General features: G+C 66.9%; 8 protein-coding genes. 6 read left to right on the top strand and 2 right to left on the bottom strand.

Annotation, left to right across the window (positions count from 1 at the left end; translation table 11 throughout):
• Positions 1-46 precede the first annotated feature (46 nt).
• A complete protein-coding gene (locus AC5Y4C_RS17815) occupies positions 47-3,889 on the top strand; it encodes an adenylate/guanylate cyclase domain-containing protein (RefSeq protein WP_499964063.1) in 3,843 nt (1,280 codons plus the stop codon).
• On the opposite strand, the gene AC5Y4C_RS17810 is transcribed toward AC5Y4C_RS17815, so the two are convergent.
• Positions 3,882-5,171, bottom strand: a complete 1,290-nt coding sequence (locus tag AC5Y4C_RS17810) for an adenosylmethionine--8-amino-7-oxononanoate transaminase (protein ID WP_499964065.1) — start codon at positions 5,169-5,171, stop codon at positions 3,882-3,884. The genes AC5Y4C_RS17815 and AC5Y4C_RS17810 overlap by 8 nt on opposite strands.
• A gap of 40 nt (positions 5,172-5,211) precedes the next feature.
• On the opposite strand from AC5Y4C_RS17810, the gene glgX reads away from it, so the two are divergent.
• The 5 genes from glgX to AC5Y4C_RS17785 are packed head-to-tail and all read left to right on the top strand — an operon-like array spanning position 5,212 to position 12,118.
• Positions 5,212-7,383 (top strand): glycogen debranching protein GlgX, encoded by a 2,172-nt coding sequence (gene glgX / locus AC5Y4C_RS17805; RefSeq protein WP_499948896.1) that lies wholly within the window; start codon positions 5,212-5,214, stop codon positions 7,381-7,383.
• Positions 7,380-9,686: a malto-oligosyltrehalose synthase gene (gene treY / locus AC5Y4C_RS17800; RefSeq protein ID WP_499964067.1), complete on the top strand. Its 2,307-nt coding sequence runs from the start codon at positions 7,380-7,382 to the stop codon at positions 9,684-9,686. Before glgX ends, treY begins: the two co-directional genes overlap by 4 nt.
• Positions 9,679-11,403, top strand: a complete 1,725-nt coding sequence (gene treZ, locus AC5Y4C_RS17795; protein ID WP_499964069.1) for a malto-oligosyltrehalose trehalohydrolase — start codon at positions 9,679-9,681, stop codon at positions 11,401-11,403. Before treY ends, treZ begins: the two co-directional genes overlap by 8 nt.
• 53 nt (positions 11,404-11,456) lie before the next feature.
• Positions 11,457-11,723, top strand: a complete 267-nt coding sequence (locus AC5Y4C_RS17790; protein ID WP_499909925.1) for a type II toxin-antitoxin system Phd/YefM family antitoxin — start codon at positions 11,457-11,459, stop codon at positions 11,721-11,723.
• Positions 11,723-12,118 carry a type II toxin-antitoxin system VapC family toxin gene (locus AC5Y4C_RS17785; protein ID WP_499909923.1) on the top strand — a complete coding sequence of 132 codons (396 nt, stop codon included), beginning with the start codon at positions 11,723-11,725 and terminating at the stop codon, positions 12,116-12,118. Before AC5Y4C_RS17790 ends, AC5Y4C_RS17785 begins: the two co-directional genes overlap by 1 nt.
• A gap of 3 nt (positions 12,119-12,121) precedes the next feature.
• Here the strand turns inward: AC5Y4C_RS17785 and ilvA are convergent, their stop codons facing one another.
• Positions 12,122-13,411 (bottom strand): threonine ammonia-lyase IlvA, encoded by a 1,290-nt coding sequence (gene ilvA / locus AC5Y4C_RS17780; protein WP_499964071.1) that lies wholly within the window; start codon positions 13,409-13,411, stop codon positions 12,122-12,124.
• Positions 13,412-13,432: the final 21 nt, after the last annotated feature.

The raw sequence follows: 13,432 nt of genomic DNA, 5'->3' as shown, positions 1-13,432 counted from the left end.
AAATTGGTACCTCGCGCAGAACCGAACACGGCTAGTCTCACAGCAAGTGCACAGATCCAGGCTCGAAGCCGGGCGGGAGTTCGCCGCGTTGAAGGTCTTCATCAGCTACTCGAGTCTCGACCAGGCTGCGGTCGAGACATCCTTGGTCACCGACCTGAGCCGCGCGAGGCAAGACTTCTGGTTCGACGCGCAACGCGTGGGCGGCGACGCCTGGTGGGCGAAGGTTCTCAGTGAAATCCGCAACTGCAGCGTGTTCCTGTTCGCATTGTCGGACAATTCACTCTCGTCCAAGCTCTGCCGGACCGAACTGGCCTACGCCAAATCGCTTGGTGTTCCCGTCCTTCCAGTGCAAATCGGGCGCCTGAGTAGCGCGAGGACCGAGCCGATCTCGTCGGTGCCACAGATCGATTACCGAGAATCGACGAAGGACAGCGGAATCGCTCTGATATCGGCCCTGCACGAATGCTCCAGCCAGCGAAGGGCCCTGCCTGATCCGCTGCCTGAGCCGCCGCCCACGCCCTACGAATATCTGCTCCGATCCGGCACCGTCCTCCGCGGCCAACAGGAGATCGCAGCGTCAGAACAGGCATCCCTACTGCACGAGCTCCGCACGGCTTTCGACTCCGAGAGGGAGGACTCGGTCCGCAACGACATCCGGCAGTTGCTGTGCGAGTTGCGCGCCCGCGCCGACGTGACGTTCGCGGTTGCCAGAGAGATCGACGAAATTCTCTCGCCGGTCGCGGTGCCGGCGGAGGTGGCCGTCGCCGGCGTGGCCCACACTGTCCCCAGGCAGCACGAGACGCTGGCCACCGGCGGCTCCGAGGCCGACGCCGAGGACGTGTTCTCGACGCCGGCAGTCGCCGGCGAGATCCGGCGGCTGACGATCATGTTCGCTGACCTTGTCGACTCGACCGTGCTGTCGACGACAGTCGAACCCGAGGTCTACCGACTGCTTGTGGGCCGCTATCGCGACGAAGTGCTGCGGGTGGTCAACCGCTATGAAGGCCACGTCGGTTCGACGAAGGGCGACGGTCTGCTGGTGGTGTTCGGACATCCGCATCCCCACGAAAACGACGTGCGCCGGGCAGTGCAGGCCGGCCTGGACATCACGCGTGAGGTGGCGCGGCTGAGCGCTCACGCCCAGCGCCGCTTCGGCGCCCAGCTGAACGTGCGGGTCGGAATCCACCGCGGCCCGGTGTACCTCGACACCGCACAGGACGATGTCTACGGCTTGGCCGCCAACCTGGCGGCACGCGTATCAGGCCTGGCACCCCCCGGATCCCTCGTTGTCTCCGACACCGTCGAGCCGTTGATCCGGCAGACGTTCGAACTGGAGGCCCTGACTCCAGCGCCCGTGAAAGGTGTCGACGGGCTGATCACTCACTTCCGCGTCGTGTGCGAGCGGACGGACGGAGCGCAAATCACTCTGGCCCCGCTGGTGGGTCGCGAGCGAGAGATGGCGCGGCTGCACAAGACCTGGACCCGCGCCCAGACAGGCACAATGACAACGCCGGGGGTGGTCTTTCGCGGTGAGGCCGGCATCGGCAAGAGCCGGTTGGCCGCGGCGGCGGCCGAGTTGGTCCGAGCCGACGGCGGGATCGTGCTCGAGTTGGTCGGGTCCCCGTTCCACCCGGAGGTCGGGCTGCACCCGGTCCGCTCGCTGTTGGAGCGGCGATGCGGCATCAATCGGCACAGCACCCCGCAACAGCGACTTGCACTGCTGCGCGCCGAGATCAACGCGGTGGGACTCGATTCGTCGACCGTGCTGCCGTTGTTGGCGCCGGTACTCGCCATCGGCCCCGAACACGGCTACCAGCCGGTGCCCGTCGAAGGCCGAAAGCTGCAAGAGCTGATCGCCGATGTGGTGCAGCGTTATCTGGACGCGTGCCTTGACGGCTCCCCTGGCCTTCTGATCGGCGAAGACGTGCACTGGTTCGACCCGTCGACGCTGGAGATCCTCGGTGGGCTGCTGCGGCGCTCCGGCACCCGGATGATGGTGGTGCTCACCGGCCGGGACGGGAATTGGTTGTCCCCCGACTGGCAGGTGAAGACCTTCGACCTGGCTGCATTGACTCCCGAGGAGTCGGAGGAGTTGATCGTCTTACTCAATCCGGCCGTATCGGAAGACGAGCGCGTATCGGTGCGTGAACGCTGTGACGGCGTGCCGTTCTACATCGAGCAGGTGACTGCCGGGTTGGGCATGACCGGCGACGGACAGGGACCGACGGTGCCCGACCCGCTGTACGAGCCGCTGTTCTCCCGGCTGTTGGCGAGCCGCAACGTCGTACCGGTCGTCGAGGCGGCCGCGGCGATCGGACGGCACGTCGAGCGGTCGTTGTTGATCGCCGTGTCGGGGTTGTCCTCCGAAGAGGTCGACGACGTGCTCGACGAACTGGAAGAAGCCGCGGTGCTCGAGCCGTGGGGCGCCGACGCCTGGCGGTTCCGCCACGAGTTGCTCCGCGAAGTCGCCGCTGAACTCGCTCCTCCGAGCGTGCGCCGCAACTTGCACGCACGGGTGGCCGACACACTGGTCGACGGGAGCGGCGATCCTGATTGGCGACTTGTCGCCGGCCACTATGAACGGGCCGAGCGTTACGACGACGCCGCGTCGGCTTACCAGCGAGCCTCCGCCGACGCGCGGCGCCGGGGAGCGCTGACGGAGGCTCGCACCTACCTCACGCATGGCCTGACGCAGCTCGAGAAGTGCTCGCCGAGCCCCGAACGAGACCGACGGCAAATCGGGCTGCGGCTCGATCGCGGATTCCTGACGTCAGCCGCCGAGGGCTACATGAGTCCAGCGGTCGTCGCCGACTTCGAGCGTTGCCGGGAACTGGTCGGGGAGGACATGAGCGACGACCAAGGGCTTGCCACGCTGTTGGCCGTCGCGTCGTTCCATTGTTCGCGCGCCGAATTGCGGAAAACCGAGGAACTCATCGAGCTCGTCCAAACCGGCCAGGCCGCCGACCGGCCGTGGTTCCGGCCAGTGATCGACGGGTTCTTCGGCATGGTGGCGTTTCAGCGCGGTGATTTCCCCACGGCCCGGTCCTGGTTCACGACCGCGGCCGCAGGTGTCGCCGAAGCAGAGGCGCCCCACCTCGAGGCGCTGTGGTTCATCCCGCACGACTCCGTGGCAATAAGCCACGAGCATTTGGCCATCGACCGGGTCCTGCACGGCGACATCGCCGCAGCAGAGGCCGAGATGGAGAAAGCCAAGCGCCGATCGGAGCGGCTGGCGTTCCCGACGGGTCCGTACAACTACGTCTACGCCGTCGACATGGAGATCTGGATGCGGGCGGAGGCCGGCCAATTCGACCGCGCCGAGAAGCTCGTCGACGAGATGCTCGAAAGGTCGGAGCGGCACGGCTTCGACTTCTGGCAGATGTTCGGCATGACGGAGCAATCTCTGGTGCAGGCCTACCGGTTGCTGTCCTCAGACGAGCCGGATTCGGCTGCCCTTTCCGCTGCGATCGAGGCGATGACGCAATGGGTGGAGCTCTGGCGCGCGCTCGGTCTGGTCGCTTATCAGACCCACTACGACTGCCTACTCGCCGAGCTGTTGATCGCGGCGGGCCGCACCGATGAGGCGCGAGACCGGATTAGCACCGGGCTTCAGATCGCCGAGGACACCGGGATGCATTTCTATGACGCTGAGCTTCTTCGGGTACGCGCCCGCACGCAGCCCGACGACGATAAGCGGGCTGCCGATCTGGCCACGGCAATTCAACTCGCCCACCACCAGGACGCACCGCTGTTCGAATTACGCGCTGCGACAGACGATTTCGAGTTGCGCGGTGCGCCTGCCCGGGAGGCCCTCACGACTGCCGTCGGCCGCTTCCCGGTGGACTGCGAGTTTCCCGACGTGTCGCGAGCGCGGGCGCTGATCAGCTGACCGAAGCGGCGACGGCGACCATCGCGGCGGTGATGCGCTCGGTCTCGTCGGGTGAGCAGATGTAGGGCGGCATGGCGTAGATCAGGTTGCGGAACGGCCGCAGCCACACGCCGTGGTCCAGTGCGACAGGCGTGGCGACCGCGAGGTCCACCGGCTCACGCGTCTCGATCACCCCGATCGCGCCGAGCACCCGCACGTCCGCGACGCCGTCGAGCCGTCGCGCCGGTTCCAGACCCGACCGCAAACCCGTTTCGATCTCCCCCACCAGCGACCGCCAGTCTTGGCCGAGCAGCAGCTCCACCGACGCCACCGAGACCGCACACGCCAGCGCGTTGGCCATGAACGTCGGGCCGTGCATCAGCGCGCCCGGCTCGTGGCTGCTGATGGTCTGCGCCACCTCGCCCGTGCACAGCGTCGCGGCCAGCGTGATGTAACCGCCGGTCAGCGCCTTGCCCACGCACATGATGTCCGGCGCGACCCCGGCGTGGTCGGCGGCAAATAGCTCTCCGGTGCGCCCGAACCCCGTCGCGATCTCGTCGAAGATCAGCAGGACACCGTAACGCCGGCACATGTCGCGCAGGTCGGCCAGATAGCGGGCGTCGTGGAACCTCATCCCGCCGGCGCCTTGGACCACCGGCTCGACGATCACCGCGGCCAGCTCGTCGGCGTGACCGGCCAGCTGCTCCTCGAACGCGGCGCTGTAGGAGGCGTCGTAGTCGGTGGGCACCTGCGGCGCGAACACCTGCCTGGCCAGCACGTCCGTCCACAACGCGTGCATGCCGCCGTCCGGGTCGCAGACGCTCATCGGGGTGAAGGTGTCGCCGTGGTAGCCACCGCGCCACGTCATCAACCGGTGCTTGGCCGGCCGCCCGAGGCTGCGCCAATACTGCAGCGCCATCTTGACCGCCACCTCCACCGACACCGAGCCCGAGTCGCTGAAGAACACGGTCTCCAATCCGGGCGGGGTGATGTCGACCAGAAGCTGCGCCAGGCGCGCCGCCGGCTCGTGGGTGAGCCCGCCGAACATCACGTGGTTCATCGTGGCCAGCTGGTCGGTGATCGCCTTGTCCAGCACCGGGTGGCCGTGACCGTGAATCGCCGTCCACCACGAGCTCATCGCGTCCAGCACCTCGACCCGGCGACCGTCGCGCACCACAATCAGCGACGCGCCGCGGGCGCCCACCGCGACCGTCGGCGCCAGCGCCTGCGCGCCGATGGGGCTGTACGGATGCCAGATGTGCGCTGCGTCGATCGCGCCGATCTCGTCGGGAGTCAACGGCACGAAGACTGAGAGTACGGACGCGGGCCGATAGGGTCGAATCGTGGCCGCGAGTGACTCGAATCCGAACACCGGGCCGATCCTGGCGACAGTGTGGCCCGGCACTCCGTATCCGCTCGGCGCAACCTACGACGGCGCTGGCACCAACTTCTCGCTGTTCTCCGAAGTCGCCGAGAAAGTCGAGCTCTGCTTGATCGAACGGAACGGGACCGAAGACCGCATCCGGCTCGACGAGGTCGACGGTTTCGTCTGGCACGCCTACCTGCCGGGCATCACGCCGGGCCAGCGGTACGGATTCCGGGTGTACGGGCCGTGGGAGCCGGCCGCCGGGCACCGCTGCGATTCGAGCAAGCTTCTGCTCGACCCCTACGGCAAGGCCTTCGACGGCGAGTTCACAAAGGGCCCGGCGCTGTTCTCCTACGATCTTGCCGCCGCCGAACACGACGACTCCGCGTCGGTCAAGGGCCCGATGCTCGACTCACTGGGCTCCACCATGACAAGCGTCGTGGTCAACCCCTTCTTCGACTGGGGCTCCGACCGCGCGCCGCGGCGGCCGTACAACGAGACGATCATCTACGAGGCGCACGTCAAGGGCATGACGCAGACCCATCCCGGCCTGCCGGAGGAGCTGCGCGGCACCTACGCGGGCCTGTGCCATCCCGCGGTGATCGAGCATCTGCTGTCGTTGAACGTCACCGCGATCGAGCTGATGCCGGTGCACCAGTTCATGCACGACTTCCGGCTGCTCGACCTCGGTCTGCGGAACTACTGGGGCTACAACACTTTCGGCTTCTTCGCGCCGCACAACGCCTACGCGTCGATCCGCCAGCCCGGTGCCGCCGTCGCGGAGTTCAAGACCATGGTGCGCACGTTTCACGAGGCGGGTGTCGAGGTGATTCTCGACGTGGTTTACAACCACACCGCCGAGGGCAATCAGCTGGGGCCCACCATCAACTTCCGCGGCATCGACAACGCCGCCTACTACCGGCTCGTCGACGAGGATTTGCGCTATTACAGGGACTACACCGGCACAGGCAACAGCCTCAACGCGCGTCACCCCCACACTCTTCAGCTCATCATGGATTCGTTGCGCTACTGGGTGCTGGAGATGCACGTCGACGGCTTCCGGTTCGATCTGGCGGCGACGCTGGCGCGGGAATTACACGACGTGGACCGGCTTTCGGCGTTCTTCGACCTGGTGCAGCAGGACCCCGTGGTGAGCCAGGTGAAGCTGATCGCCGAACCGTGGGACGTCGGCGAGGGCGGCTATCAGGTCGGCAACTTCCCGGGTCTGTGGACGGAGTGGAACGGCAAGTACCGCGACACGGTGCGTGACTACTGGCGCGGCGAGCCGGCCACTCTCGGCGAGTTCGCATCGCGGTTGACCGGATCGTCGGACCTGTACGAAGCGACCGGGCGCCGGCCCAGCGCCAGCATCAACTTCGTGACCGCGCACGACGGTTTCACACTGCACGATCTGGTGTCCTACAACGACAAGCACAACGAGGCCAACGGCGAGGACAACCGCGACGGCGAAAGCTACAACCGGTCGTGGAATTGCGGCGTGGAAGGCCCCACCGACGACCCGGCGATCATCAAGCTGCGCTGCCGGCAGATGCGCAATTTCCTTGTCACACTGATGGTTTCCCAAGGCACGCCGATGATCGCGCACGGCGACGAGATGGGCCGCACCCAGCGGGGCAACAACAACGTCTACTGCCAGGATTCCGAGCTGTCCTGGATCGACTGGTCGCTCACGCAGAAGAACGCCGACCTGCTGGCGTTCGCGCGCAAGGTGACCAAGCTTCGCAAGGACCACCCGGTGTTCCGCCGGCGCCGCTTCTTCGCGGGCACGCCGATCCGCACCGGCGCGCAGATCCGCGACATCGCGTGGCTCACCCCGGCCGGCCAGGAGATGACACTCGAGGACTGGGACAGTGGATTCGGCAAAGCCGTCACTGTGTTCCTCAATGGTGCGGCCATTCCCGAGCCCGACGCGCGGGGATATCCCGTCGTCGACGACTCGTTTCTGCTGTGCTTCAACGCACACGACCACGACTTGGATGTCGTTGTGCCACAAGGAAATTACGGCAGCCTATGGCAGGGATGCCTGGACACCGCGGACCCGGTGGGAAACACCGATCTGACAGTGCGGGCCGGCGAGAAAATCACGATGGAGGCGCGTTCCGTGATCGTGTTGAGAAGAGCAGCGTGAGTCCCCACCCGGTGGTGTCCACCTACCGGCTGCAGATGCGCGGGCCGGCCAGCGGCGAGGCGTTCACCTTCGCCGATGCCGAAGCCCTGCTCGACTACCTCGACGACCTCGGCGTCACCCACGTCTACCTGTCGCCGATCCTCACCGCGGTCGAAGGCTCCACGCACGGTTACGACGTGACCGATCCGACGTCGGTTTTCGACGAGTTGGGCGGCGCCGACGGATTCGCGCAGCTGTCCGCCGCCGCCCGCAAGCGCGGACTGGGGTTGGTGGTCGACATCGTGCCCAACCACCTCGGTGTCGATGCGCCGCAACAGAATCCGTGGTGGTGGGATGTGCTGCGCCGCGGCCGGGAATCGCAGTACGCCACGTACTTCGACATCGACTGGGCACCGGACAACGGTGTCGACGGCAAGCTGGCGCTGCCGGTGCTCGGCTCCGACGAGGACGTCGACCAGCTGACCGTCGACGGCGACCTGCTGCGCCTCGGCGACCTCGCGTTCCCTATCGCACCGGGCACCGGTGACGGCACCGGACCACAAGTGCACGACCGCCAGCACTACCGGCTGATCGGATGGCGGCGCGGATTGTGCGGGTATCGGCGGTTTTTCGCGATCACCTCACTGGCCGGGCTGCGACAGGAAGACCGTGAAGTGTTCGACGCCAGCCATGTCGAGGTCCGGCGGTGGTGCGCCGACGGCCTGGTCGACGGCCTGCGCGTGGACCATCCCGACGGGCTGTCTGATCCGGCGGGATATCTCGCGTGGCTGCGCGAAATTGCCGGCCCGGGCGCGTGGATCGTCATCGAGAAGATCCTCGCCGTGGACGAGGCGCTGGATCCGACCTTGCCGATCGCCGGCACCACCGGCTATGACGCGTTGCGCGAAATCGGCGGCCTGTTCGTCGACCCCACCGGCGAGCCCGCGCTCACCACACTGTTCGAGACCGCAGGCACCGACTACGCGACCATGCCGCAGCTGGCCCGCACACTGAAAGCCACCACTGTGACCCGCACACTGGCCAGCGAGTTGCGCCGGCTGTGCCGCGCGATAGTCCGGGTCACCGGCACCGGTCATCCGCAGTTGGCCGATGCGGTGGCCGCGCTGGTCAGCCGGATTCCGTTGTACCGCAGCGATTACCTGTGCCTTGCGGCGGTGCTGCCCGCCGCCCTGGCCGAAACAGTCGAGGCGGAACCGCAACTGGCCGAGGCGCTGGCGATCGTGACGGCTGCTCTCGCGCACGACGAGCCCGCGGTGCGCCTGCAGCAGCTGTGCGGTGCCGCGACGGCCAAGTCGGTGGAGGACTGCCTGTTCTACCGCGACGCCCGGCTGGTGTCACTCAACGAAGTCGGCGGCGAACCGGACCGCTTCGGCGTCAGCGCAGCCGAATTCCACCAGCGAGCCGCCGACCGGGCGCGGCTGTGGCCATCGGCCATGACGACGCTGTCGACCCACGACACCAAACGTGGCGAGGACGTGCGCGCCCGGATCGGCGTGCTGTCGCAAGTCCCGTCGCTGTGGGCGGAGTTCGTCGGCGGCTGGGAGCAGCGATCGCCGGCACCGGACCGGACGACCGGAATGTTTCTGTGGCAGAACATCTTCGGCGTGTGGCCGGCAAATGGTGTGGTCACGCAGGAGCTGCGCGATCGGCTGCACGGATACGCCGAAAAGGCGATGCGCGAGGCAGCCACCCGCACGTCGTGGAACGACCCGGACGACGACTTCGAATCCGCTGTGCACCGATGGCTCGATACGGTGATCTCCGGGGATATCGCCGCGGAGCTCACCGGCTTGGTGGCCCGCCTCGACCCGCATGCCCGCAACGACGCGCTGGGCCAGAAACTCGTGCAGCTCACCGCGCCCGGTGTGCCGGACGTCTACCAGGGCACCGAGCTGTGGGAGGACAGCCTGGTCGACCCGGACAACCGCCGGCCTGTCGACTATGCGCTGCGGCGGTCCGCCCTTGCGGCGCTCGAACATCCGAAGATGCGCGTGACCGCCTCCGCGTTGCGACTGAGGCGCCGGCGTCCCGACACCTTCCTGGCCGGCGGCTATCTGCCGATGCTTGCGACGGGGCGGTCTCGCGCGCATCTGGTCGCGTTCGGCCGGGGCGACGACGTCGTGGTGGCGGTCAGCCGCTGGACGTTACGGTTAGCCGAAACCGGTTGGGATGACACCAGTCTCGCGCTGCCGACCGGTCGGTGGACCGACGTCTTGACGGGCAAGCTGTTCGAGGGTGACGTGTCGGCCGTCGAGTTGTTCGGCGAGTTGCCAGTGGCGTTGTTGGAGCGCGCCGATGACTGAATTTGCGGTATGGGCGCCGATTCCCGAGCGGGTGCAGCTCGACGTCGAAGGCACGCTGTATCCGATGCACCGCGCAGACGACGGCTGGTGGCGCGCGACCGTGGACACCGCACCCGATGCGCGGTACGGGTTCGTCCTCGACGACGACCCGAAGGTGCTGCCGGATCCCCGCTCACCGCGGCAGCCCGACGGCGTACACGAACGCTCACAGCTGTGGAAGCCGGCGGCTGACGCATGGTCGGACCAGAACTGGTCTGGCCGCTCCATCGAAGGTGCGGTGATCTACGAGCTGCACGTCGGCACGTTCACCCCCGAGGGCACGCTGGACTCGGCGATCGACAAGCTCGACTACTTGGTGCGCCTGGGCGTGGATTTCGTCGAGCTGATGCCTGTCAACGCGTTCGCCGGCACTCACGGGTGGGGTTACGACGGGGTGCTCTGGTATGCGGTGCACGAACCGTACGGCGGACCCGACGCGCTGGTGCGGTTCGTCGACGCCTGCCACCGGCACGGCTTGGGTGTGCTGATCGACGCGGTGTTCAATCACCTTGGGCCGTCGGGAAATTACCTGCCCCGGTTCGGTCCGTACCTGTCCTCGGGCAGCAACCCGTGGGGCGAAGGTCTCAACCTGTCCGACGCGGGCGCCGACGAAGTGCGCCGCTACATCATCGACTGCGCGCTGCGCTGGATGCGCGACTTCCACGCCGACGGCCTGCGTCTGGACGCGGTGCACGCCTTGGTGGATACGACGGCCATCCACATCCTCGAGGAGTTGTCCGCCGAAACCGACGCCCTCTCAGCCGAACTCGGCCGCCCGCTGTCGTTGATCGCCGAAAGCGACCTCAACGACCCGCGGCTGATCACCCCGCGCGAGGCGGGAGGCTACGGCATGACCGCGCAATGGGACGACGACATCCACCACGCCATCCATGCCGCGGTGTCCGGTGAACGGCAGGGTTACTACGGCGATTTCGGCACGCTGGAAGTGCTGGCCACCACGCTGCGAAACGGCTACTTTCACGCCGCCACCTATTCGTCGTTCCGCGGTCGCCGGCACGGCAGACCCCTGGACAAGAAGACCATCCCCGCGACCCGGCTTCTGGCCTACACCTGCACCCACGATCAGGTCGGCAATCGCGCCGTCGGTGACCGGCCGTCGCAGAACCTCGACTTCGGGCAGCTGGCGGTCAAGGCCGCGCTGGCGCTCGGATCCCCCTACACGGCAATGCTTTTCATGGGCGAGGAGTGGGGCTCGTCGCATCCGTTCCAGTTCTTCACTTCGCATCCGGAGCCGGAGCTGGCCAGGGCCACCGCTGAGGGGCGCAAGGCGGAGTTCGCTCACCACGGCTGGGATGCCGACGAGATCCCCGATCCACAGGACCCGCAGACGTTTCTGCGGTCCAAGCTGGACTGGGACGAGGTGACCGTCGGTGAGCACGCCCAGCTGTGGCACGTCTACCGGCAGCTGATTGCATTGCGGCACAACGAGCCTGACCTTCGCGACCCGTGGCTCGAGCACCTCGGCGTCGACTACGACGAGGAGCAGGGCTGGCTGGTGATGCGGCGCGGGGCGCTGTCGATCGCCTGCAACATCGGCGCCGAGCCGGCGCTGGTGCCGGTCAGCGGCGAGGTGGTGCTGGCCTGGGGAGAACCGGTGGTCGACGGCTCGCGGATACGTCTCGCGGGGCACTCGTTTGCGATCGTGCGCGCGGCGTAGGCGGCTACGGCTTGGTCAACACGGGGCAGCGGCATTGTGCTACGGTGTGCTACATGGACAGGATCGGTCTTCGCGAACTCCGCCAGAACGCGAGCCGCTACATCGCCCGTGTCGCGCAGGGAGAAACTGTCGAAGTGACTCAGCGAGGTCGTTTGGTGGCCAGAATTGTCCCGGCCGTGGAAGACCCATGGCGCGACCTCATCCTTCGCGGCGAAATCACTCCGCCGGAGTCGTCGGACCAACTGCTCGACGTGCAGCCTTTGGACTGTGGAATTGATCTCTCGGGGGCGCTGGCGGAATTGCGGGCTGACGAACGGTGATGCAGCTGTACCTCGATAGTTCTGCGCTGGTAAAGCTCGCCGTCGTCGAAGCCGAGACGTCCGCGCTCAGAGCGTATCTCCGTCAATACCGCTCCGATGTCCAGATGAGCGCCGCCTTGGCTCGGACGGAATTGCTCAGAGCCGCTGCGCTGCGTGGGTCCAGCGAAGCTGCTCACAACGCGCGCAACGTTATCGCTACGCTTCACCTCGTACCGCTGAGCAACAGGCTCCTCGAAAACGCGGCAACTCTACCGCCTCTAAGACTGCGGACGCTCGATGCTATCCACCTCGCCGCCGCGCTCACTGCGCCTGATCTTCGGGCTGTCGTCACCTACGACAGTCGTCTAGCGGATGCTGTTGATGCTCATGGGATTTCGGTGGCACAGCCGGCGTGAGCGCTACGGGTTGATCAGGTAGCGATACGCCGGCGATTCGGGCGCCAGCACTTCGACGTCCATGTCGGACGCGGCCATCCGGGTGAGCAGTCCGTCGTAGTCCTCCGCCGATCCGAGCTGGATGCCGACCAGGGCCGCCCCGGTCTCGCGATTGTTGCGCTTGACGTATTCGAACAACGTGATGTCGTCGTTGGGCCCGAGGACCTGATCGAGGAAGCGCCGCAGCGCACCCGGCTCCTGCGGGAAGTCCACCAGGAAGTAGTGCTTGAGGCCAAGGTGCACCAAAGACCGTTCCAGGATCTCGCCGTAGCGTGATACGTCGTTATTGCCGCCGGAGATCAAGCACACCACCGTCGAATCCGGTTCCACCACATCAGTTTCCAGCAGCGCCGTCACCGACAGCGCACCCGCCGGCTCGGCGATGATGCCCTCGTTCTGATACAGGTCCAGCATCGCGGTGGACACTGCGCCCTCGTCGACCGGCGTCACCGACACCATGTCGCCGGCAGCGGCCAGTGCGGCGTAGGTCAGCGTGCCGGCCCGGTTGACTGCGGCGCCGTCGACGAACTGGTCGACGTGCTCCAGCGTCACCGGCCCACCGGCAGCCAGCGCGGCGATCATCGCCGCGGCCCGCGCCGGCTCCACGCCCAGCACCGCGGTGTTCGACGTGCGCTCGGCCAGATAGGTAGTGATGCCCGCGATCAGCCCCCCGCCGCCGACCGGCACGATCACCAGATCGGGCTCTTCGTCGAGCTGTTCGAGGATTTCGACGGCGATCGTGCCCTGCCCGGCGATGGTGCGCACGTCGTCGAACGGCGGCACCAGCGTGGCCCCGGTCCGGGCGACGTCCTCGAGTGCGGCTTCGGCAGCCAGATCGTAGGTGGACCCGACGGCGATCAGTTCGATGAACTCGCCGCCGTGGTAGCGGATGCGGTCACGCTTCTGCTTGGGCGTCTTGCGCGGAACGTAGACGCGGCCCTTGATGCCCATCGAGCGGCAGGCGTGAGCGAATCCCTGCGCATGGTTGCCGGCCGACGAGCACACCACACCCGCCTTACGCTCCTCGTCGGTCAACTGCATCAGCAGGTTGTACGCGCCGCGCAGCTTGAACGACCGGACCGACTGCAGATCTTCGCGCTTGAAGTACACCGTGGCGCCGGTCGCCGCGGACAGGCGTTCGCTGAGCTGAAGCGGACTCGGCGCCACCACGCCGGAAATTCGCTTCACCGCCGCGTCGACGTCGGCCGCGGACAGCGGCCCATCGGTGCGGGTCAGGCTCGGTTCGGCGGACACCGGTCAATGGTGCCAGCAACC

It is taken from the genome of Mycobacterium sp. NGS35, assembly GCF_059812855.1.
This window is presented reverse-complemented; position numbering and strand designations above follow the sequence as displayed.